Below are 21,246 nucleotides of genomic sequence, written 5' to 3'. Positions count from 1 at the left end.
GTATCCCGATGGCCGGAAAGCCGGATCAGTCGTTCCAGGCGGTCAGGACGATCTTGCCGCGCAACCGGCCGGATTCGCTGAGCTTGTGCGCCTCGGCGGCATCGGCCAGGGACATCACCCGATCGATCTCGCCGCGCAGCCGCCCGTCCGTGACCAGGTCCGCGACCGTGCGCAGGTCCGCGCCGGACGGGGCGAACCAGAGGCGGCGATAGCGGGGATCGTCGAGCTGCTCCTCGCCCTGGGCGTCGATCATCCGGCCGTGCGGGGTGAGCACTCGCAGCGAGCGGGCCGCATAGTCGCCGCCGACCAGGTCGAACACGATATCCACGTCGCTGACGGCGGTGGTGAAATCGGTTGCCGTGTAATCGATCAGCTCGTCGACGCCGAGGCCGCGCAGGAAGTCGTGATTGGCCGCGCGGGCTGTGCCGATCACGTAGGCACCGCGTGCCTTGGCGATCTGCACCGCGAGATGACCCACGCCGCCGGCCGCCGCGTGCACCAGAACCCGTTGTCCCGGTTGGACATCGGTGAGCGCCTGCCACGCGGTGAGCGCTGCCGTCGGCAGCGCGGCGGCATGGATGCGGTCGAGCCCGGCGGGCCGGTGGGCGAGGAACCGCGCCGGGGTCACCGCGTATTCGGCGTATGCGCCGGAACGGCCGAGCACATTCCCGAAAACCTCGTCACCGGGCCGGAATTCGGTGACCTCCGCGCCGACCTCGGCGACCACACCCGACAGGTCGAAGCCCAGCGTGAACGGCGGCGGGCCCAGCTTGGTGACCGCGCCCGAGCGCAGTTTCCAATCGGCGGCATTGATCGAGGTGGCGGCCACCCGCACCAGCACCTCGCCGGTGCCGGGTCGCGGAACATCGACCTCCACCGTCTCCAGAACGTCCGGTCCGCCGAGGGTGCGCTGACTGATCGCTTTCATGTTCTCGATCCTGCGCCGGATAGCATCTCGTGGAAAGAAGGCACTCTTTTGATCCCGAGGTACCTCATGGATACCGTCTCCGACTGGGAGCCATCCGGAAATCTGGTCGACAGTTACCTGCGGCGCTGCCCCGCCCGCGACATCCTCGCGGTGCTGGCCGACAAGTGGGTGCTGCTGGTGCTGGGCACGCTGCGCAACGAGGGCGGGCCGATCCGATTCAACGAACTGCGCCGCCGCCTCGACGGCATCACCCAGAAGGTGCTCACCCGCACCCTGCGGGACCTGGAACGCGACGGGCTGGTCCGGCGCGCGGTGTATCCGACCATGCCGCCGCGGGTGGAGTACACGCTCACCGACATGGGCGCCGATCTGGGCCGGATCACCCACGCCATGGGACAGTGGGCGCTGCAGCACGCCGAGGAAATCACCGCCGCCCGAACCGAATTCGACGAGCGGGCGGCACGGGAACCGGAACCGATCCGGCCCTGACCGCCGGCGCGCTCAGACCCTGACCGCCAGCATGGCCGCGTGCGGGGTGTACTCGTCCGGGCGGGCCTCCCGCGACAGCGTGGCGGTGGCCCGGAAACCATGGGCGGCCAGGGCTTCCGCGAAGGTGCCCGGCGCCCACCGGTAGGCGGGGGCGACCTTGTGCGCGTAATCCCGCACGCCCGTCGGCTCGTCGGCGGCCTGGAAGCCGAACGCGGCGTGCCCGCCGGGCCGTACCACCCGCGCGAACTCGGTCAGCACCGCCGGAACACGTTGCGGCGGAATGTGAATGATCGAGTACCAGGCCACCAGCCCCGCCAGGGACGCGTCGTCGTAGCGGAGTCGCTCCATGGCGCCGACCTCGAAAGGAATGTCCGGGTATTCCTCCCGGGCCAGCCGGATCATCTCCGGCGACAGATCGACCCCCGACATCTCCAGCCCGGCCGCCGCCAGATACGAGGTGACCCGCCCCGGCCCGCAGCCGATATCGGCCACCGGGCCGTTTCCGTTCTCCTGCACCGCTTCCGCGAAGGCGTCCAGCATCACCCGGTCGAACGGATTGGTGTGCGGGTGCCGGTGGAAGAGCTTGGCGTACCGCTCCGCCACCTCGTCGTAGGCGGTCCGGGTCACGCGCATGTCCTCGCTGTCGATCATGCCTCGACTCTAGCTAGGCGTCCGGCGCGGCCGCCTGCGCGCCGATCGCGCCCGTCGACGGAGCGCGCACCGCCTGAAATTCGCCGTTGAGCAGCACCCGCAACCGGGCCTGCGGCGGCATCAGGGTACGCAACGGCAGCACCGCCAGCCGGGCCAGCCGGCGCAGGTCACGCGGCAGGGCGGGCAGCGGAAGATCGATGTGCCACAGCGGATATCGGTGATCGGGATGCTGCCAGCCGTCGCGCAGCATGAATCTCAGGACGCGCGGGGACAATTCGCGGGCGGTCGCGCTGGCCAGTTCCAGCCGCAACAGCTCGCGGTCCTGGTCGTGGTCGAGATTGATCCGGGCGCGATGCGGTTCCCCCGCGTCCACGGTGAGCTGGCCGGACTCGGTGAGATCGGCGATGAGGGCGGCCAATTCCTCGTAGCACTGCGCCCATTCGCGATCGTGGGCGCGGAAGGCGGCGCGCTGCTGCTCGATGATGAGGCGGCGGTCGCGTTCGCCCGGCCGCACCAGGTACAGCTCCACCGTGTCCGGCTCGGTGACCAGGCCCACCGTGAGCCGGTCATCGGGCCAGGCCGGTCCGTGCGCCTGCCCCAGCACCGCATGGCGCGGCACGCCGAACTCGGCGCGGAAGCCGTCCAGCGCGCGGGCCTGGGCGGCGGTGCGCTGTTCGCGCACCTCACCGGGCAGGCCCTCGTCGTAGAGGAACGATTCGATGCTGTCGCTGAGGGTGACGCACACCGCCTCCAACCGGTCGCCGTCGAAGCAGAACCGGGCGCGCGGATCGTCCACGCCCAGCTCGGTGTCCGTCCACACCGTGCGCTCGCCGGTGTCGTTGTCGTGCACCGGTTTCCAGCCCGCTGCGGCCGCGAAGCCGTCCAGATCGGCGCGCGTCCAGGTCCAGTCGAAGGCCCGCGCGGCGCGCGCGATCTCGACACCGGCGGGCACGTCCACCCGCAGCGGCCCGGCATCGAAATCGGAGACCGCGTGGCGGCGCAGGAATTCGGCGCGCTGGCTGCGCGAGGTGGGATGCGGCGGGACGCCCAGCGGCGTCACGTCCAGATCCGCGCCGCCCTCCACCCAGGCATCGGCCACCAGCTCGGTGGGCGCGGTGACACCGACCGCGCGCAGCGTGTCGGCCGTGCGCAGCGCCAGCCCGCTCATGGCCACGGAGCCCGCGCGCCGGGACAGGGTGCGCGTCCAGTTGGCCTCGCGCGGCGGCGTCCAGCCCAGGTCGATCAGCCGCTGCTCCGTCTCCGGGCCGAAATACCAGGTGGGGTCGATGAATTCGGCGCGGGCCAGCTCGCCGGTCAGCTGCTCCGGCCCGGCGTCGAACTGCACGAAGCGGCCACCGGGCGCGGTGACCAGCAGTCGCGCGTCCACCGGTAGCGTCTCCAGGAAGCCCGCCAGGTGCTCGGCGAAGCGGGTCCAGGCGCCCACGGCGGCGCGGCGGCGGGCGGTCTCATGCCGGCGTTCCATCCAGTACCGCTGCGCGGTCGGGTTCACCAGCAGCAGGTCGACGGTGTCCACACCGATGGTGAGGCCCGCGAACACGGTCGGGAAACGCCAGGCCGGACCCTCGGCCGGGCCCGCGGCCGGGCTCTCCGGATCGCCCCAGTGCTCGGTGAACACGGCCGCCGTGCGGGACAGCGCCGCGTCCAGGAGTTCCCGGCTGCCGAACTCCGCGGGGGGCGGGCAGTCGGAGATGGTCACGCGGACATGGTCGAGGCCGCGGTCGCTGCCCCAGAACATGGCCGAGTCCCACCACACCGACAGCCCGGTGCGGGAGAAGACCGGGCCGGTGCGCAGTGTTCCCACCGGCTGCGGACTACTCCATCCGACCAGTCGGGCGAATTCGGAGACATTGCCGGAACCCCAACGCCATCCGAACCCCGCTGCCGCTCTCACGATCTCGACCGCACCCGCGGTATCGACACGCACCTCGAAACCCACCCAGCGACACTAACCCCGGCCGGCCGTGCCGGGCGCCTTCGCAATGGCGATTAGTCTGTAGGCGGCCGGTGCTTCCCGCACGGGGCGGACAATCCACGGGAAGCCCGGCCACGGTCATCGTCGGGGGCGAATATGTCAGTGCGCCATCGGGAAATGTGAACTTCCCGCGTCGCCCGCCGGAATGATCGGCAACACCAGCGCCGACGGGTGATCCTTGTCGTGATACACGGTCTGGGTCGCGACCTGCGTGTTCGTGTTCTGCCCGAACGGGTCACCGGTATTCGGATTCGGTGCGAACTGCGGGAAATCGCTGCTCGACACCTCGACCCGGATCGCCGATCCGGCCTTGACCAGATAGCTGGTCGGCCAGACATCGATCGTGAACTGATACGGCTGACCCGGCACGATCGGCGACGGATGATCGAGCGAATCGCGGAACGCGGTGCGCACGATGCCGTTGTTGAGATTCACCGTCGAGCCGTCCGGCGCCACCGCCACCACCTTCGCGGTGAAATCGGTGTCGGTCGCGGTCGAGGACGCCCACAGCGTCATGCGAATCGGACCGGTGAGTTCGGTGTCGGAGGGCATCGGCGCGGTCGTATAGGTCAGCACATCCGAACGCTGCTCCACCACGAACTGATCCACCGGGCCCTGCGGTCCCGTCGACGCACCACAGCAGGAGTGCCCGCCCGCGCTGGGCGCCGGATCGAGCGGGTCGTAGTCGTAGCGATCCGGCTGCTGCGCGTCCTTCGGGGCATCGGTGGTGAGCAGCCCGGCCCGGCCCTGAATCCCATTGCTGCCATTGCCGGACAGGTAGTAGGTGGTCCACCGGGTATCCGGCAGCGGCCAGGCCGCGGCCGACTTCCACTTGTTCGCACCCATCAGGAAGTAGTCGACGACCGGCTTCCCGGACACCTTGTTGTCCTTGCCCTTCAGGAAATGGTCGTACCAGGCCAGCATGAGGTCGTTGATCGGACTGTCGCCCGCCGCACCGCTCGCCGCCAGCATCGGGGTCTCCACCTTGCTGCCCGGACGCCCCCAGCCGACGTGATCCCACGGGCCCAGCACCAGCCGCTGCCCCGCACGGGCCTCCGGCGTGCCGCCGCCGGCGACCATGCCGGAGAAATTCTGCACCCCGCCCGCGAGAAACGCGTCGTACCAACCCTCTACATCCAGCACCGGGACCTTCACATTCGCGTACCGATCGCGAATGCTCCACTGCTTCCAGTAATCGTCGCGGGTGGAGTGCGAGATCCAGTCGTAGAACCACGGCGCGACCGCCGGATCACCCGGGTGCAGCGGCGGAAACTGCTGATACGGGCGGAAACCCAGCCAGCGCGTGTAGTCCGCGCCATCGGCCCCCAACTGCTTGGCGGTGGCGGTGTCACCACGATTGAGGGCCGCGCTCGCACCGATGGTCTCCATGGCCCACGGTTCCACGAACGCCAGGCGGAACGCACCGCCCTCATAGGTCCAGTCGTCGTAATAATCCGAGGCGGTATTGGCGGGCACGATGGTCGTCAGATGCGGCGGCGCGCCGACGGCCGCAAGCCATTGCGTCGCACCGACATACGACGAACCGTACATCCCGACCTTGCCATTCGAACCCGGCAAGGTGGCGGTCCACTCCACCGAGTCGTAGCCGTCATTGGTGTCATTCGCGAACTCGGTGAATGTGCCGCCCGACGCGCCTTGACCCCGAATATCTTGCACCACAACCAGATAGCAGTGTGACGCGAACCAGTCCGGGGTTTGATAGCGGAACGGCTGAATCTGCGCGCCGGTCTTCCCGTACTGCGTCCGCATCAGAATCACCGGCACCGGATCCTCCGATTTGGGCCGATACACATCGGCTTTCAGCACCACGCCGTCGCGCATGGTCGCGGGAACATTCTCCTGCTTGTCGACCGCGCAGGACCCGCGTCCGTCCGACGGCGGCCAGCTCGCCGCACCCTGCGGCGCCGACCCGCCCCCACCGCTCCCGCAGCCTGCAGCCACCAGTGCGACCGCCCCGACCGCCGCCCCCATTCGAGCGATCGGACCGCGCCCTCTCCCACTACGGCTCATGGATCGACGGTAACCCCGGCCCCGGCCCCACGCCCACTCATCGACAATCGGGCAAAGTAGGCCGGTCCCATCGCGAGACCTCCGCGGCCAGCAGGTCTCGCGCCCGCGTGATGGCCACCGGCGACCGGTCCAGATCCGCGATCCGATCGGTCAACCGGCGCCGCGCCCGCTCACACCCGCCCAGCTGCCCGTCCGGCGCGAAGCACGGCAGCAGATCCGCGACCCCCGACAGATCGAGACCCACCTCGGGCATCGCCCGAATCCGGCGCACCCGTTCGATACTCGACTCCGGGAAATCCCGGTAGCCGTTGGACCGCCGCCCGGCCTCCAGCAGGCCGCTGCGGTCGTAGTCCCGTAGCGCGCGGGCACTCACCCACTGCGCTGCGACAGCTCGCTGATCAGCATCGATGTCCTCCGGCTTGACCTTGACCCCAGTGTCGACGTTTAGTGTCGAGCCGCTGCCGTCCATTCCCCGCCGGAGGAAACGCCATGGTCACCGATGTCCACGCCCACGTCACCGCCGACCCCACCGCACAGCTGGCGCGCGCGAAGCAGGCCGGAGTGGATCGCACGGTGCTGCTGTCCACCCGGGTCCACCCCGAACGCGCCCGCACGCTCGACGAGGTGCGGTCCGAATTCGCCAGACTGACAGCGGTTATCGGCGGTGCGGACGCGGCGGCGGACGAGGTGCGCGCGGCCATGGACGAGGTGCTGCGCGCGCTGGACGCACATCCCGACGCCACCCTCGGCTTCGCGAGCATGCCCTCGCTGCTGCCTGCCGAGCGCCTCGGCGAATGGTTCGAGCCCTACCTGTCCCGGCCCGGCATCGTGGGCATCGGCGAGGTCACCCCGCCGCCCGGGCAGGCCGCGCGCATCGAACCGGTGCTGGGCGTCAGCGCGGACCACGGCGGGATTCCGGTACTGGTCCACGGCTTCGCGCCCAATACCCTCGACGATCTCCGGACCTATGCGGCACTGGCCGCCCGCTATCCGTCGGTTCCCCTGATCGTCGGTGCCCTGGGCGGATTCCACGCCCTGGAGCTGGTGGAGCTGGCCGCGGAGCGGCCCAACCTGCACATCGATCTGTCGAGCGCGTTGCAGGTGTTCGCAGTCGCGGCAGCCGCGCGGGAAGTACCTGATCAGTGCCTGTTCGGATCGAACACACCCTACGGGGACGTAGTCGCCGCGCGGCACACCGTCGAGGCGGCCATTGCGGATCCGGCAGTGCGAACCCTGGTACTGGAGGGCAACTTTCAACGAATTCTCGGTGCATGACCTGCGGGTAGACGCCAATCCACAAGAATAGCACTAATTTTCGGCAACGAATCCTGTGCGTCGGACGATAGGTATGTCGAGCGAGCGTGGCGACGGGAACTGCCCCCGTCGCCACGCCCGCTTGCGCCGGGTGCGGGGACCGGTTCCGAACAGCCCTGCGGCCCCACCGGCCGCTCGAGCGAGCAAATCGGAATAGATGAGATCGATTCGCGGAAAATCGAATTCGGCCGGTGATCGCAAAGGATGGCTATCCGCCATGGCACAGTCGACGGCGTAGCTCTCGAAGCCCTGGCCCTCACCAACACCCGAGCCTTCCGGGGCACGCAGGTAGTAGCGCTGCGCGATGGCGTGCCCGCCGCAGTCGTGGGCTTTGAACCCGGCCAGGTAGCCCAGCTCGGCGGCGGTCGAGAACGCTTGGGCGCGAACCTGTTCGGTGTTGTGGCGGGCGCGCAGCAGGCCGGGGAGGTCGGTGGCCCAGCGGCTCGGCCCGCGCGGAGCGGCCGCTGCCACCGCCCTGCTGTTCGTCCGAGTAGTGAAGTTGCACCCTTAACCAAGACACCGTTGTGGTGATTGTCCGATGCCCGGCACCAGGTTTCGGGCCTTCGGCAATGAACTGGCCCGCAGCGGAGCTCATGCTCCGGCTGCGGGCCGTTGAGTCGGGGATGGGGAGAAGGGTCAGGCGGGGTCCTCGGCGCCGCGATAGTTGTAGAGGTCTTCGAGGAATTTGCGGCGCAGCGCGGGGATCTTGCTGGTGAGGCTGAAGTAGGTGCGGGCGGCGAAGAGGGCCAGGCGGCCGGTGAAGGGTTTGTAGAGCGGGTCGTCGCCGCTGGTGCCGTTGTTGTCGAGGGAGTCGGCGACACGGGCGAAACCGTAAGGCAGCATTTCGGATTCGTAGTCGGCGATGGCGGTCAGCAGGGTCTTCTCGCCGCGCGCGGCGGCGACGAGTTCGCGGCACAGCAGGGCGGCGTCGCGCAGGGCGGTGTTGGCGCCCACGCCCTGGCCGGGGGTCATGGTGTGGATCGCGTCGCCCAGCAGGGTGATGTTGGTGGTCTTCCAGGGCCCGACCGGCACCGAGGTCGAGATCTGCAGGGGGAAGGCGGCTTCGGGGTCGGAGAGCTCGAAGATCCGGCGCAGGTCGGGGTGCCAGTTGCGGGTCACCTCGAGGACGGTGGTGATGAGCTCCGCGCCGCGCTGCTCGACCGTGTTCGCGGGGAAGTGGTCGTGCGAGCTCCAGACCGAGAGGTTGATGTAGTCGCGGGTGTTGTCGAACTGCAGGCCCGACCAGCTCTGCAGCTGGTCGGCATCCGCCGGGTCCTTGGGGTTGCCCTCGGCGTCCCACTTGAACTCCATGACGTGCAGCATGCCGATCAGGCCCTTGGTGGCGAAGATCAGGTTGATGCCGTTGAGCATCTCCTCGGTGAGCAGGGCGCGGGTCTCGGGGGTGAGCGCGGTCTTGGTCGCGATGGAGGTGATGCCGGCGTCCTTGACCTCTGCGTGCGGCAGGAACTGCCGGCGCACGGCCGAGCGGGTGCCGTCGGCAGCGATCAGCACATCGCCCGTGTCGGTGGTGCCGTCGCTGAAATACGCGGTGACGGTGCCGTTCTCATGCTGCTCATAGTGGGTGAACTCCTTGCCGAAGCGCACCACGTCGTCCATGCCGGTGAACAACACCTGCCGAAGGGTGGACCGCGAGACCGAGCGCTCGCTGTTGATTTCGTCGCTGTCGTCGCGCAACGGGATGCTCGCGGTGGCGTGCATGGACTGGGTCAGCACATTGAAGTGCCGCGGACCTCGGGCGCAGGTGGCGACGAAGGTGTCGAAGAGCTCGGGCGGCAGGCACTGCTGCAGCGCCCGGTTGCCGGTGGGGTCGATGCCGACCCGGTAGCCGTAGAGCCCGTCGCGGCGGGACCCGTAGCGCTCGTAGACGGCGACCTCGACACCTGCCTGCTTCAGGCCGTGCGCCAGGCACATGCCGCCGGTGCCGCCGCCGATGATCATGACCCGCATGTGAACCACTTCCCTTAAATTTCGTTCTTCTTGATTATCAAGCAACTAGAGCTTGTCATTCAAGATACTTGATTGTCAAGTCTATTTTCGGGCGATGTGCCACGACCGCCGCGGAACCTGGTCCGGGTCGTGGTGGGCCCCCGAGTGTCAGCCGACGTGGTCGGTCTCGGCGTGGTGGGCGATCGCCGCGCGGGGTATGGCAAGGCACAGCAGTGCGCAGGCCGCGCACGCCACCACCGGCCACTGCCCGGCGCGGCCGATCGCATCCCCGTAGCCGGTGCCGATGTGGGCGAAGAACACGCTACCGATGACCGCCACGCCCAGCGCGCCACCAAATTGCTGGGCAGTGGTGAAGACCCCCGACGCGGCGCCGGCCAGATCCGCCGGGACTGCGGTGAGCACGATGTTGGCCAGCGGGATCACCAGCAGTCCCAGGCCCGCTCCGGCGATCAGCAGTCCCGGCATCAGTGGCCAGGCCGCCGCGTGGGTGCCTGCGTGGCCGGCGGCGCGCACAACCCAGGAGAACCCGCCCGCCAGGATCAGCCCCCCGGCCGCGAGCGCGCCGCGGCCGAACTTCGCGACCAGCCCGTCGGCCATCGGGGCAGTGAGGAAGGTGCCGCCGCTGAACGCCACCATCGCCAGCCCGGCCCGGGCCGGCGAACAGCCTTGCCCGGACTGCAGCCAGATGGTGAGGATCAGCATGAAGCCCGACATCGCACCGTAGAACAGCATCTGCACGACCAGCCCCGCGACGAACGCACGCGAAACGAACAACCCGGCAGGCAGCATCGGCCGCTGCTCGCCGAGCGCCCGCTGCCCCACCGCCAACCCGGCCAGGCCCGCCACGCCCGCGCCCAGGCACAACCAGCCCCACAATGGCCACCCCGCGGAGCGGCCCTGCGCCAGTGGCAGCACGATCGCCACCAGCGACAGCGCCAGTACACCCGCGCGCACGACACCGACCCGGCCGGGTGTGCGGTCGTGGGCAGCGGGAATCCACAGTGCGCCCAGCGCGATCACGACGGCAGCCAGCGGCACATTGACCGCGAAGATCGTCCGCCAGCCCCACCCGAACAGGTTCCAGTCCGTCAGCACTCCGCCCAGTACCACTCCGATGGCCACCGCGATCCCGGCGATCGCGCCGTAGATCGCGAACACCTTGCCCCGCTCGGCGCCGGTGAACAAGGTCCGCAGTGAGCCGAGCACCTGGGGCATGATCACCGCGGCAGCCACACCCTGCACTGCCCGCGCCGCGATCAGCTGCTCCGTCCCGGCCGCCGCGGCACTGGCCAGGCTCGCGACCGCGAACCCGGCCACCCCGGCCAGGAACAACGCCTTGCGGCCGAACCGGTCGCCCAGATGCCCGGCGACGATCAGGGTGCCCGCGAACCCCAGCAGATAGGCCGACACCGTCCACTGCAGCTGGGCGGGAGTCGCGCCCAGCTCACGGCCGATCGACGGTAGCGCGGTGTTGACGATCGAACCGTCGATCATGTCCAGCAAGGCCGCCAGGATCATCACGATCGCGGCAGCCCATCGCTTGGGATGGGGTGATGGCGCGGCGGCCGGCGCCACGCCGGTCGCATTCAGGGCCCGAGGCATGAGTGGCTCCAGAGTCTCACTTGACTATAATGAATCTCGAATATAATGTTTCTTGATTGTCAAGTTAAATTAGCATCCAAGGAGATGACTCGAATGTCAAGCGAAATGGCGGAAGTGCTCGCCGAGCTGGGGCAGGCGACCCAGGCCTACCAGGCCGCCGTCGACGACTTCGACCGCGAGACCGCCCGCCTGCTGGGCGTCAACGGCACCGACCTTCGCTGCCTGGAAGAGCTTCTCGCAGCCGGTGAGCTCACCCCACGCGAGCTCAGCGACCAGCTCAACCTGACCACCGGCAGTGTCACCGTCATGCTCGACCGGTTGGAGAAGCTCGAACTGCTCACCCGCGCGCCGCACCCCGTCGACCGGCGCAAAGTGGTGGTCCGTCTCACCGACGACGGCGCTCAACGCTGCTTCGCCCTCGTCGGCCCGCTGATCAGCGACGGAGAACGCGAGCTCGGCGCCAAATACGACACCGCACAGCTGCGGCTGGTCACCGACTTCCTGCGCACCAACACCGCCATCCAGCAGCGCCACATCGACCGCCTCCGCGGCCGTCCCACCCCGTTGTCCGCCCGCCGCCGCACCGGCGCACGCTGACCGCACGCGGTCGGCACCGCTGGTGCGCACGTATTTTGTGTGTTTCGCGCAAGAATCACTCAACGGCAATAAGCGCTGGAACGGCCTGAAAAGTTCAGCACTGGAACGACTTCTGGAACAGGCCTCGACGAGTGCGAGAACGCCGACGTCTCCAGCTGATTCACCGACCGGGCTACAACCCGCATCCGTTCGAAGGCCGCTTCCCCTTCGGGGGAAGCGCGCTCATCGGCTGCGCCACACGACTACCAGCGGCATCCACGCATCGAAAGGCTGTACCGCATGCCACGTTGATCGACTCGATCCTGTTGTTCGGGCGCGGGTTTGCCCGATCTCGGACTTGAACGGCGAATCGCGTCAGACGAGCCACCACGTACGGGTGGTTAGCCTCGGGCCATATCGACGAAGCGGCTCAAATGCAGCTGGTGCGCAACGGTAATCGTTGCGGTAGGGCCGTTTCGGTGTTTGCCGAGAATGAGATCCGCTTCACCGCCGCGAGGGTCGTCGCGTTCGAATGCATCGGGGCGATGCAACAAAATAACCATATCCGCGTCCTGTTCCAGCGAGCCCGATTCGCGAAGGTCGGAGACCATGGGGCGCTTATCGGTTCGCTGTTCCGGACCACGGTTCAGCTGTGAAATCGCGATGACCGGAACTTCGAGTTCCTTGGCCAGCAGTTTGAGGCTTCGCGAGAATTCCGAGACTTCTTGCTGGCGGGATTCGACCTTCTTGCCGGAGGTCATCAGCTGAAGGTAGTCCACCACCACAAGGCGTAGGTCGTGGCGTTGTTTGAGCCGTCGGGCTTTTGCCCGAATTTCCATCATCGTCAGGTTCGGCGAATCATCGACGAACAGTGGCGCTTCGCTGATCTCGCTCATGCGGCGGGCGAGTTTGGTCCAGTCGTCGTCGCTCATGCGGCCCGAACGCATATCGCCCAGTTTGATTTTCGCTTCCGCGGATAGGAGGCGCATGACGATTTCCGTGCGGCTCATTTCCAGGGAGAAGATGACGCTGGCCAGGCCATGCTTGATGGAGCAGCTGCGCATGAAATCCATTCCCAGCGTGGAATTATGGGTGGGGATCATGGAGCGGCCGGCAAGGTACAGATGGTCGGAGTTCGCCACTTCTACACAGCGGACCGGGACCGATGGGATCGGGCGGACGTCGGCGATGAAGCGGGAGCCGGAACGCGCCGTGTTGGTCGCGCCGCGACGCAGCTTGTGCAGCAGCTCTTTTCGGCTCAGCCCGAAGACCTCGTCCTCGGTGGCGAAGGTCAGCGTGTAAGCGGTCGAGGTCGCCTCGGTGCGGCCTCGGGCTCGCTTGGTCGACAGTCGGCAGCGGTAGCCGAGGCTCACGATCAGCTCTTCGGTGTCCCGGGCCAGCTGCGGGTTGGTCACCGAGAACTGGACAGACCCGCCATTGGTGACGGTGCCGTCGGTATCGAGCAAGCCGGCCAGCAGGGCGCGTCGTTGTGCCTCGGAAGCGCGTAGATAGTCGAGGGGGATGTGCTTGTCGCCGAGTACACCGAGGGTGCGCAGGCGAGCCTGCACGCTGCCGATCGCATTACGGCAGGACTGGCACAGGCGGAGCCCGATGGACGGGCCGCCGCATTGCGGGCAGGTCGGGGCCGGTACCGGACCTGAGACGATACGAGCCTTGCCGCCGCACGATCGGCCGCACGTGCGGACTTCGCTGGTGAACGGAATGAACTCCGCACCGCAGACAGTGCAATCACGCGGCTCGATCGGTGCATCCTCGGGCAGCCGCAGGCTGTATCGCCGCGGCGCGGAATCCGAGTGCGTCGCAAGGATTCCCTCGTTCTCGATCCGATGAATGATCTCGGGATCAGCCGTGGTCAGCTGTGCACACGCAGAACTGCCGTCGCCGAGCCATGCGCCCAGTGTGTACGGGGGTACGAGCAACTCGCGCTCGGGTAATTGCAGTGCCTCGGTGTTCGCCACGGAGTGGTTGAGCCGTCGATCCGCGGTCGCGCAGAGCACGGTGGCCGCGATTTCGGCGGTCGTACGGATCTCGGCGAAAGTCTTCTGGTTCCGGTACCGGTTCCGGCCGGTGGCGGCTTGCTGCGCAGACCGGCGCGAGGAGCGGGTCTCGGTGAGCCATTGATGCTGTTCGTCGGCGACTATCACTGTGCCGTCCGAGAATTCGACCTCGTAGCAGGGTCGGCCCGCCATCACCTCGGTGGCGGCCACGACCCGTGTGGGCCGGCCCTGAGCATCGAGCAATTCGTCGCCAACCTGGACCTCACCCATGGTGGTCCAGCCGTCCGGCGTGGGCAGCGGAGTATCGAGAGCAAGTGCCTTTCCGACACCGGGTCGGGCCGCGACGATGATCATCTGGCCCGGGTGGAGGCCGTTGGTGATTTCGTCGAGTTCGGTGAAACCTGTTGGGACGCCGAGGGAGATACCGCCTCTAGAGGCGATGGAGTCGAGTTCGTCCATCGTGGGCTGGAGGATGTCGGTGAGGGGGGCGAAGTCTTCGCTGGAGCGGCGTTCGGTGACGTCGTAGAGCTCGGCCTGGGCGCGGTCGACGACCTCGGCCACGTCCTGGCCGTCGGCGCCGGCGTAGCCGTACTGGACGATTCGGGTGCCCGCCTCCACCAAGCGGCGCAGGATCGCCTTCTCCGCAACGATTTCGGCGTAGTAGCCGGCATTGGCCGCGGTGGGGACCGTTTGTGTCAGCGTGACGAGATACGGGGCTCCGCCGATGCGCTTGAGCTCGCCTCGGCGGTCGAGGGTGGCCGCCACCGTCACCGGGTCGGCCGGTTCGCCGCGGCCGTAGAGGTCGAGGATGGCGTCGTAGACGGCCGCGTGGGCGGGGCGGTAGAAGTCGCCGGGGCGGATGACCTCCACGACATCGGCGATGGCGTCCTTGGACAGCAGCATGCCGCCCAGGACGGATTGCTCGGCTGCCATGTCGTGGGGCGGCTGACGGCCGAAATCCTCGCCGGGGGCGTCGGGATAGTCGGAGGGCCCGTGATCGTCGTGGCCGCGATCGTCGATGACTGCCATGGGCTCGACCGTCCTCTCTCCTCGCGCCCGGAACGAGTCCATGACCGTTGTACGCCTGCGCACCGACAGGTTCGGTCCACCACGCGGTGCCGCCACGCCGAGTTGTACAGGCGCGGTGGCAAACCCGTGGTGGTGGGCGCTGGATACACGGAGTCGTGTCGTCCGGGCAGTGGTCACGACATTGAATGCGAACCTAGGCGACCGGACGGTGACCCGCCAAACCGAGCTGTGTACACACCTGTGGACAACGTGGGTATTGTTCACCAACTGTTGTGCACCCCCTGTGGAAAACTTGGGGACAACAGTCGATGTGATCAATCAATGCGCTGGTAGTGGCCGAATTCGCATTGTGTGTAATTGTGGATCAATTCGGTGCGGCGTGTCGCTGGACGGCAACGTCCGGGCGTGTTGGGTGAACGAACGGTCTCACGCCTGTGACCTGTCACACAACGAGAATGGTTGGTTTGCTGGGCAATCCACAACCCGGGCGAACACCGCGAATTCTGCATACCGACACCTCGCCCCGGGTGCACTCGACACGCAATCAGCGAATATTTGGCAAACAGACGAATCGAACAAAGAAAATCGGAGGCCGCCCCACAGCTGAGGCGACCTCCGACAAACCGAATTACTCGGCGGCAGTGACCTGCAGGTCGACCTTGGCGATCACATCCGGGTGCAGGTGCACCACGACACCGTGCTTACCGGTGCTCTTGATGTGGGCCTTCGGCAGCTCGATGCTGCGCTTGTCGACGACCGGGCCACCGGCGGCCTTGATGGCCGCGGCGACATCGGCGGCGGTGACCGAACCGAAGAGCTTGCCGGTGCCGGCGGTCTTGACCGCGAGCGACACGCCGGTCAGGCCCTCGATGGCCTGCTTCAGCTCGTTGGCGTGGTCCAGGTCGCGCACGCGGCGGGCATCCTGCGCCCGGCGAATGCCCTCGACCTGCTTCTGCGCGCCACGGGTGGCGACAATCGCCAGGCCGCGCGGCAGCAGGAAGTTACGGCCGTAGCCGTCCTTGACCTCCACGGTGTCGCCGGGCGCACCGAGGTTGTCGACATCAGCGGTGAGGATGAGCTTCATTGCTGTGCCTTCCTTTCTCAGCGGGCGGTGGACACGTAAGGCAGCAGAGCGACCTCACGCGAGTTCTTCACGGCGACAGCGATATCGCGCTGGTGCTGGACGCAGTTGCCGGTCACCCGGCGAGCGCGGATCTTGCCACGATCGGACACGTACTTGCGCAGCAGCGCGGTGTCCTTGTAGTCGATCTTGGCGCCGGCCGTGTTGTTCTTCTTGCCAGCCTTGTCTTCCTTGCAGAAGGTGCAAGCCTTCTTCTTCAGCACCTTTTCGCGTGCCGGTGCTTTGGCCATGGTCTTTCAACTCCGTAATTTCGGGAACCCGGCCGTCGGGGCGGATTCCGGGGAAAGCCGTTGTCTAGAACGGCGGTTCGTCGTCCATCGCGCCGCCCCCGAAGGAGCCGGCCGCGGGGGCACTGCCCCATGGGTCGTCGCCGGCGCTCTGGCCGCCACGACCCCCACCACTGCCACCACCGGAGAAGCCGCCGCCTTGCTGGCCGCCGCCCTGTCCGCCACCGCCGAAGCCGCCGCCACCACCGCCACGGGTGGTCTTGTTGACTTTCGCGGTCGCGTACCGCAGGGAGGGACCCACCTCGTCGACCTCGAGTTCGACGACCGTGCGCTTCTCACCCTCGCGGGTTTCGTAGGAGCGCTGCTTGAGTCGTCCGCTCACGATCACTCGCGAGCCACGGGTCAGACTCTCGGCCACATTCTCCGCAGCTTCACGCCAGATGTTGCAGCGCAGGAAAAGCGCTTCGCCGTCTTTCCATTCATTGGTATTACGGTCGAACACACGGGGAGTCGACGCGACGGTGAAGTTCGCGACGGCCGCTCCCGCGGGCGTGAATCGAAGCTCGGGGTCAGCCGTCAGATTGCCGATGACGGTGATGACCGTGTCGCCTTGGGCCATGGTTCCTCCTGCTTTCCGGTGCAGTCCGCAATGCGCTCGCCCGTGCACGCCCGATTGTGGGCTCAGTGCACGGTTTGCCAGTCAGCCTAGAGATAGGCACCGACGGTTACGAGCGACGTTGCGGGAGGACTGGACTACTTCTTGTCGAGGCGCAGCACCTTGGTGCGCAGCACCGACTCGTTCAGGCCCAGCTGGCGATCGAGTTCGCTGACGGTCTCGGACTTGGCGGTCAGGGTGACGACCGCGTAGATGCCCTCGGCCTGCTTGGCGATCTCGTAGGCGAGACGACGGCGGCCCCAGATGTCGACGTTGTCGACCTTGCCGCCCTCGGCACCGACAACACCCAACATGTTGTTCAGGTTCGGGCCGACGGTGCGCTCGTCCATTTGCGGATCGAGAATAACCATCACTTCATAATGACGCACGGACCTCATCACCTCCTGTGGACTGTGAACGGCCCACGGACTGTCCGTGGGCAGGAGGGTTCGTTGCGTCAGCAACCCGACCAGGCTACATGAGGGAACGCGGCGCCTCGCGCCGGGGTATCGAGGCTCCTGCTCGCGTGTTCACGCCGGTGGCGGCCGGGCGATAGATAGGCATGGCCTGCGAAATCTGGCCAGTCCCGAGCTTGAACAGGCGGACACGCCGAAGAGAGACCTATGGTGGTGCGCATGCCGAACCGACCCGTCGCCAGCGCAGCGGTCGCTCGCCGTGCGGCGGGCCGTTCGATGATCGCGGTCACGTCGACGCTGGTGTGCGGGGTCACCTTGCTGATCGCGTATGTGAACAAGGCGCGGTGTGCCGGCGGGCCGTTCGAGGAGTCGGGTCGCAGCGCCATTTTCGATGCCATCAAGGACTCGAATGTCTGCTATTCCGATATTCAGTACCTATGGCTGGGCCGTGGCATCGATGAGCACGTCTTTCCATATATAACCGGCGGCATCACACCCGATGGCCAGTTGACCGGCGGCGCGGTCGAGTATCCGGTGCTGAGCGGTCTGCTCATGTGGATCGGCGGCATCGGCTCGCACACCGATGCGGATTTCCTGCTGCACTCGGCGCTTTTGCTGGCTCCGTTCGCGCTGCTCACCGCATATCTGCTGGCCCGGATGGCGGGTCCGGCGGCGCTGCTGTGGGCGGCCGGTCCGCCCCTGGTGCTCTACGCCTTCCACAATTGGGAACTGCCGGTGGTGGCCACCGCGGTGGCCGCGTTCTATGTGATGACCGTGCTGACGCGATATTCCCTGCGGGACCGGGCGATAGCCGCGGCGGTATTCCTGGCGATCGGCTTCTGTTTCAAGCTGTATCCCGGAATCTTCGTGCTGCCCTTGCTGATCTACGTGCTGCTCGGTGAAAACCCGCTGCGGAAGCGGCGATTCGATGTGCGCGGTGCGCTCATGGTGGCCGGTACCGCTGTCGGCACGGTGGTCGCGATCAATCTGCCGTTCGCGCTGGCGGGTTATGACGGCTGGCGTGCATCGATCACCTTCCAGCAGTTACGTCAGGCCGATATCACCACGAATTCCATCTGGTACTGGGGTTTGCGTCCGCTGTTCGCCCAGACCAGCGAGGGCGAGTCGACGTTCCAGGGCGTGGTGTCGGCGGCCTCACCGCTGCTGGTGCTGGCGTCCTTCGTGCTGGCCTGCTGGCTGGGCTGGCGACGGTATCAGTTGGCGGGGGTGTATCCGTGGATCGGTGTCAGCGGCGCCATGCTCTGTGGATTCCTGTTGTTCCACAAGGTGCATTCGCCGCAGTACACGCTGTGGCTGATCCCGTTCCTGGTGCTGCTGGAGGTGCCGTGGAGTCTGACCGTCACCTACCTGATGGCGGACGCCTGCATCGGGATCGGCGTCTTCCGCTACTTCTATGCCCTGGGTGCGGGCCGTGCCGCCGGATTCGAGCAGAACATCGTGCAGATCGGGGTATGGGGCCGGGCCGCTTTGCTGGTGGTGTTCTTCTTCCTGTTCGTGACGGCGCGGGCGCGGTCAGCCGGCCGGCTCGGTGTTCCGGGCGCGGAACGCCTTGCTCTTGGCCCGGTTTCCGCAGACGGCCATATCGCACCAGCGGCGCGAACCGCCGCGTGAGGTGTCGATATAGAGGCGGGTGCAGGCGTCTCGCCCGCATTCCTTGATGCGGTCCCGGTCGGGGCTGCCGAGCAGTTCGATGGCGGAGCGTGCGACGGCCGCGAGCGCGGAATCGAGTGTCCCGCTGCGGTGCACGCTGCCGTCGGCGCGCAGGGTGAGCACGGGCGGGCTGTCGTGAGCGTGCCGGTTGACGAGTCGCCGGTCGGCGTCGGCGGCGGGTTCGCCGTCGAGGGTGGCCAGCATCAGCCGCCAGGTGGCCTCGCGTAGTTTCACGGCCCGCGTGAGGGCGCCGACGCAGTCCGGCTCGGTGTCGAGGATGCCTGCCGCCGTTGTCCACTCGGCGAGTTCGTCGTCGCTGGTGAGCCGGTCGATGAAGGTGGTGCGTCGTTCCTGAGCCGTACCGATGAAGTTCAGCGCGAGATTGCCGCTGATGAACAGGTGCGGGTCGGCGAAGGTGGACATGTCCTCATAGTAACCCCCTTGACAGGTTATGCAAGGAGGTGTCACGGTATAACCACCTGAACCGGTTAGCGGTGTGGAGGAATCATGGACAACCGGCTTTTCGAAGTGGCGGGCCCGCCGGCCCTCATCCTCATGTGGAGCAGCGCCTTCATCGCCGGCATCGTCGGTGTGGGCGCGGCGCCGCCCATGCTGGTGCTGTTCGCCCGCTTCGGCATCGCCGGCCTGCTGCTCATCGCGTATGCCCTACTGGCGCGGGCGGTCTGGCCGCGCGGCAAGGTCCTCGCGCACACGCTGGTGGTAGGCCTGCTCATGCAGATGGTGCAGTTCGGGGCCTTCTACACCGCCATGCACGAGCACGTCACCGCCGCCGTCATCTCCCTGGTGCAGGGCCTGAGCCCGGTGGTTATCGCCGTATTCGCCGGTGGCCTGGGCGAATCCGTGAGCGCCCGGCAGTGGCTGGGCTTCGGGGTCGGCGGTCTGGGTGTGGGCCTGGCGGTGGTCGATCAGTCCAGCTTCTCGCTGGTGGGCCTGCTGCTGTGCGTGGTCGGCCTGCTCGGCCTCAGCCTCGGCACCGTGTACCAGAAGCGCTTCACCCCCGCGATCGATCCGCGGGCCGGCACTGCCCTGCACGTGGCGGTCAGCGCGCCCTTCGCGGGCGCAATGGCCGTGGCGGGCGGCGACTTCCACATCGCGGACCCGGCTCGCTTCGCCGGATCCATGGTCTGGATGGTGCTGGTGAATTCCATGGGTGCGTTCCTGTTGCTGAACACCATGCTGCAGCGCTGGGACACCACCCGTGTCGGCCGCTTCTTCTTCGCCATCCCGGCGGTGACCGCCGTGATGGCCTGGCTGGTCATCGATCAGCCGTTGCGCCCATTGACGGTTGCGGGCCTGGGCGTGGGACTGATCGGCATGGTCCTGGCCTCCCGTCGCGCCGCGCCGAATCCCACCCCGGCCGAGCCCGAGGCTGTCCGCCGACGCTTCTCGCTGCCGCAGCCCGCGCGGGTGTGATCACCGCGACCGGCCGGGGTGTCATGGCGCGAATTCCGTGACGCCCCGGCCGTTTCGCGCTTCCGGCACCTGCCCGCCCCCTCCGCGCGGCAGACTGTGCGCATGCTGCACCTGCGGATTCTCTCCCCCACCGCCATGACCGGCGAGGTCCTCGAGGTCCTCGAGACCGATGACGCGGTGACCGGGCTGGTCGCCTTCCGTGGTGTGGCGCTGCGCCCGCCCGGCGACCTGATCACCGCGCAGATCGCCCGCGAGGCCGCCAACGACCTGGTGCAGAAGCTGCGCGATATGCGGGTGCACCAGGAGGGCAGTATCGAGATCGAGCAGGTGGGAACCTGGTTGTCGCGCAGCGGCTTCGAGGCCGAGGTGCGCATGCCGGGCAGCAGTGCCGACGCGGTGGTGTGGGCGGAGGTGGCGCAGCGGGCGTACGACGACACCGAGCTGAACTGGACCTATCTCAGCTTCCTCACACTGGCCACCGTCATCGCCGGCATCGCCATCATCACCGACTCGCAGATCCTGACCGTCGGCGCGATGGTGCTCGGCCCCGAGTTCGGCCCCATCGCCGCGCTCGGGGTCGCGCTGGTGCGTCGGCGTTTCGTACTGCTGCGGCTGGCCCTGCGCACCTTGGTGATCGGTTTCGTGACGGCCATCGGCATCACCATCCTGCTGGCGCTCGTCGCCCGCGCGCTGGGCTGGCTCACGCTGGCCCAGGTGACCGGTCCCCGTCCGGCCACGGGTTTCATCTACACGCCCGACAAGTGGTCGTTCATCATCGCGGTGGTGGCCGGCGCGGCCGGGGTCCTGTCCATCACCTCCGCGAAGTCGGTGGGCCTGGCGGGTGTGTTCATCTCGGTGACCACGGTGCCCGCGGCGGGCAATATCGCCCTCGGCGTGGCTGTCGCCGACGGCGGGACGGTGTGGGGCAGTACGGCGCAGCTGCTGGTGAACATCGCCGGGATGGCCTTCGCGGGCTGGCTGACCCTGGCGTTGCAGCAGCAGCTCTGGTCACGCGTCTCGGTGCGGCGCGCCAAGCACATGTCCGCGCCGCGCCGCATGCTGTGAATCCCTCCTCGTGACCGGAAAGCCCGCCACACGCTCTG

General features: G+C 67.5%; 20 protein-coding genes. 6 read left to right on the top strand and 14 right to left on the bottom strand.

Going from position 1 to position 21,246, the window contains the following annotated elements:
• Positions 1-25 precede the first annotated feature (25 nt).
• Positions 26-928, bottom strand: a complete 903-nt coding sequence (locus tag ABZ909_RS03505) for an NADP-dependent oxidoreductase (protein ID WP_356996026.1) — start codon at positions 926-928, stop codon at positions 26-28.
• 66 nt (positions 929-994) lie between these two features.
• On the opposite strand from ABZ909_RS03505, the gene ABZ909_RS03500 reads away from it, so the two are divergent.
• Entirely contained in the window at positions 995-1,417 is a 423-nt protein-coding gene (locus ABZ909_RS03500; protein WP_356996025.1) for a helix-turn-helix domain-containing protein, read from the top strand.
• Between the two features lie 12 nt (positions 1,418-1,429).
• Here the strand turns inward: ABZ909_RS03500 and ABZ909_RS03495 are convergent, their stop codons facing one another.
• From ABZ909_RS03495 to ABZ909_RS03480, 4 genes are all read right to left on the bottom strand, one after another.
• Positions 1,430-2,068 carry a class I SAM-dependent methyltransferase gene (locus ABZ909_RS03495; RefSeq protein ID WP_356996024.1) on the bottom strand — a complete coding sequence of 213 codons (639 nt, stop codon included), beginning with the start codon at positions 2,066-2,068 and terminating at the stop codon, positions 1,430-1,432.
• A gap of 13 nt (positions 2,069-2,081) precedes the next feature.
• Positions 2,082-4,025 (bottom strand): DUF6301 family protein, encoded by a 1,944-nt coding sequence (locus ABZ909_RS03490; RefSeq protein ID WP_356996023.1) that lies wholly within the window; start codon positions 4,023-4,025, stop codon positions 2,082-2,084.
• Positions 4,026-4,160: 135 nt separating this feature from the next.
• Positions 4,161-6,053: a CocE/NonD family hydrolase gene (locus ABZ909_RS03485; protein ID WP_356996022.1), complete on the bottom strand. Its 1,893-nt coding sequence runs from the start codon at positions 6,051-6,053 to the stop codon at positions 4,161-4,163.
• 76 nt (positions 6,054-6,129) lie between these two features.
• A complete protein-coding gene (locus ABZ909_RS03480; protein WP_356996021.1) occupies positions 6,130-6,465 on the bottom strand; it encodes a MerR family transcriptional regulator in 336 nt (111 codons plus the stop codon).
• Between the two features lie 116 nt (positions 6,466-6,581).
• Between ABZ909_RS03480 and ABZ909_RS03475 the strand changes: the two genes are divergently transcribed.
• Complete coding sequence (locus tag ABZ909_RS03475; protein WP_356996020.1) at positions 6,582-7,367, top strand: amidohydrolase family protein; 786 nt, start codon at positions 6,582-6,584, stop codon at positions 7,365-7,367.
• A gap of 33 nt (positions 7,368-7,400) precedes the next feature.
• On the opposite strand, the gene ABZ909_RS03470 is transcribed toward ABZ909_RS03475, so the two are convergent.
• The 3 genes from ABZ909_RS03470 to ABZ909_RS03460 all read right to left on the bottom strand — a co-directional run bounded on the left by ABZ909_RS03470 (position 7,401) and on the right by ABZ909_RS03460 (position 10,976).
• On the bottom strand, positions 7,401-7,877 hold the full coding sequence (locus ABZ909_RS03470; RefSeq protein ID WP_356996019.1) for a hypothetical protein: 477 nt from the start codon (positions 7,875-7,877) through the stop codon (positions 7,401-7,403).
• A 165-nt stretch (positions 7,878-8,042) separates the two neighbouring features.
• Positions 8,043-9,374 carry an NAD(P)/FAD-dependent oxidoreductase gene (locus ABZ909_RS03465; RefSeq protein ID WP_356996018.1) on the bottom strand — a complete coding sequence of 444 codons (1,332 nt, stop codon included), beginning with the start codon at positions 9,372-9,374 and terminating at the stop codon, positions 8,043-8,045.
• A 147-nt stretch (positions 9,375-9,521) separates the two neighbouring features.
• Positions 9,522-10,976: an MFS transporter gene (locus ABZ909_RS03460; protein ID WP_356996017.1), complete on the bottom strand. Its 1,455-nt coding sequence runs from the start codon at positions 10,974-10,976 to the stop codon at positions 9,522-9,524.
• Positions 10,977-11,069: 93 nt separating this feature from the next.
• On the opposite strand from ABZ909_RS03460, the gene ABZ909_RS03455 reads away from it, so the two are divergent.
• On the top strand, positions 11,070-11,573 hold the full coding sequence (locus ABZ909_RS03455; RefSeq protein WP_356996016.1) for a MarR family transcriptional regulator: 504 nt from the start codon (positions 11,070-11,072) through the stop codon (positions 11,571-11,573).
• Between the two features lie 380 nt (positions 11,574-11,953).
• Here the strand turns inward: ABZ909_RS03455 and dnaB are convergent, their stop codons facing one another.
• From dnaB to rpsF, 5 genes are all read right to left on the bottom strand, one after another.
• A complete protein-coding gene (dnaB, locus tag ABZ909_RS03450; RefSeq protein ID WP_356996015.1) occupies positions 11,954-14,599 on the bottom strand; it encodes a replicative DNA helicase in 2,646 nt (881 codons plus the stop codon).
• 628 nt (positions 14,600-15,227) lie between these two features.
• Positions 15,228-15,683, bottom strand: coding sequence for a 50S ribosomal protein L9 (gene rplI / locus ABZ909_RS03445; RefSeq protein ID WP_354841000.1), 456 nt, complete (start codon positions 15,681-15,683; stop codon positions 15,228-15,230).
• Between the two features lie 17 nt (positions 15,684-15,700).
• Entirely contained in the window at positions 15,701-15,970 is a 270-nt protein-coding gene (rpsR, locus tag ABZ909_RS03440; protein WP_040814320.1) for a 30S ribosomal protein S18, read from the bottom strand.
• Between the two features lie 64 nt (positions 15,971-16,034).
• A complete protein-coding gene (locus ABZ909_RS03435; protein WP_356996014.1) occupies positions 16,035-16,586 on the bottom strand; it encodes a single-stranded DNA-binding protein in 552 nt (183 codons plus the stop codon).
• A 134-nt stretch (positions 16,587-16,720) separates the two neighbouring features.
• Positions 16,721-17,011, bottom strand: coding sequence for a 30S ribosomal protein S6 (gene rpsF, locus ABZ909_RS03430; RefSeq protein ID WP_083869414.1), 291 nt, complete (start codon positions 17,009-17,011; stop codon positions 16,721-16,723).
• A 303-nt stretch (positions 17,012-17,314) separates the two neighbouring features.
• Here rpsF and ABZ909_RS03425 point away from each other — a divergent pair, with 303 nt between their 5' ends.
• Positions 17,315-18,670 (top strand): hypothetical protein, encoded by a 1,356-nt coding sequence (locus ABZ909_RS03425; protein ID WP_356996306.1) that lies wholly within the window; start codon positions 17,315-17,317, stop codon positions 18,668-18,670.
• On the opposite strand, the gene ABZ909_RS03420 is transcribed toward ABZ909_RS03425, so the two are convergent.
• Entirely contained in the window at positions 18,572-19,132 is a 561-nt protein-coding gene (locus ABZ909_RS03420) for an ABATE domain-containing protein (RefSeq protein ID WP_356996013.1), read from the bottom strand. The two genes, ABZ909_RS03425 and ABZ909_RS03420, sit on opposite strands and share 99 nt — an antisense overlap.
• Positions 19,133-19,216: 84 nt before the next feature.
• Here ABZ909_RS03420 and ABZ909_RS03415 point away from each other — a divergent pair, with 84 nt between their 5' ends.
• Together ABZ909_RS03415 and ABZ909_RS03410 are read left to right on the top strand one after the other, a co-directional pair.
• Positions 19,217-20,143 (top strand): DMT family transporter, encoded by a 927-nt coding sequence (locus ABZ909_RS03415; protein ID WP_356996012.1) that lies wholly within the window; start codon positions 19,217-19,219, stop codon positions 20,141-20,143.
• A gap of 102 nt (positions 20,144-20,245) precedes the next feature.
• Positions 20,246-21,208, top strand: coding sequence for a DUF389 domain-containing protein (locus ABZ909_RS03410; protein WP_356996011.1), 963 nt, complete (start codon positions 20,246-20,248; stop codon positions 21,206-21,208).
• The last annotated feature ends 38 nt before the right edge of the window (positions 21,209-21,246 follow it).

It is taken from the genome of Nocardia sp. NPDC046763 (assembly GCF_040645495.1).
In the GTDB taxonomy this organism is placed as follows: Bacteria; Actinomycetota; Actinomycetes; order Mycobacteriales; family Mycobacteriaceae; genus Nocardia.
The sequence above is the reverse complement of the archived record's forward strand: the minus strand, read 5'-3'. Positions and strand labels throughout refer to the sequence as shown.

Coding starts and splice junctions, on each gene's coding strand:
- ABZ909_RS03475 (WP_356996020.1), top strand. CDS start 6,582: ATGGTCACCGATGTCCACGCCCACGTCACCGCCGACCCCACCGCACAG.
- ABZ909_RS03505 (WP_356996026.1), bottom strand. CDS start 928: ATGAAAGCGATCAGTCAGCGCACCCTCGGCGGACCGGACGTTCTGGAG.
- ABZ909_RS03420 (WP_356996013.1), bottom strand. CDS start 19,132: ATGTCCACCTTCGCCGACCCGCACCTGTTCATCAGCGGCAATCTCGCG.
- rplI (WP_354841000.1), bottom strand. CDS start 15,683: ATGAAGCTCATCCTCACCGCTGATGTCGACAACCTCGGTGCGCCCGGC.
- ABZ909_RS03415 (WP_356996012.1), top strand. CDS start 19,217: ATGGACAACCGGCTTTTCGAAGTGGCGGGCCCGCCGGCCCTCATCCTC.
- ABZ909_RS03495 (WP_356996024.1), bottom strand. CDS start 2,068: ATGATCGACAGCGAGGACATGCGCGTGACCCGGACCGCCTACGACGAG.
- ABZ909_RS03465 (WP_356996018.1), bottom strand. CDS start 9,374: ATGCGGGTCATGATCATCGGCGGCGGCACCGGCGGCATGTGCCTGGCG.
- ABZ909_RS03500 (WP_356996025.1), top strand. CDS start 995: ATGGATACCGTCTCCGACTGGGAGCCATCCGGAAATCTGGTCGACAGT.
- ABZ909_RS03485 (WP_356996022.1), bottom strand. CDS start 6,053: ATGGGGGCGGCGGTCGGGGCGGTCGCACTGGTGGCTGCAGGCTGCGGG.
- ABZ909_RS03410 (WP_356996011.1), top strand. CDS start 20,246: ATGCTGCACCTGCGGATTCTCTCCCCCACCGCCATGACCGGCGAGGTC.
- dnaB (WP_356996015.1), bottom strand. CDS start 14,599: ATGGCAGTCATCGACGATCGCGGCCACGACGATCACGGGCCCTCCGAC.
- rpsR (WP_040814320.1), bottom strand. CDS start 15,970: ATGGCCAAAGCACCGGCACGCGAAAAGGTGCTGAAGAAGAAGGCTTGC.
- ABZ909_RS03425 (WP_356996306.1), top strand. CDS start 17,315: ATGATCGCGGTCACGTCGACGCTGGTGTGCGGGGTCACCTTGCTGATC.
- ABZ909_RS03455 (WP_356996016.1), top strand. CDS start 11,070: ATGTCAAGCGAAATGGCGGAAGTGCTCGCCGAGCTGGGGCAGGCGACC.
- ABZ909_RS03435 (WP_356996014.1), bottom strand. CDS start 16,586: ATGGCCCAAGGCGACACGGTCATCACCGTCATCGGCAATCTGACGGCT.
- ABZ909_RS03460 (WP_356996017.1), bottom strand. CDS start 10,976: ATGCCTCGGGCCCTGAATGCGACCGGCGTGGCGCCGGCCGCCGCGCCA.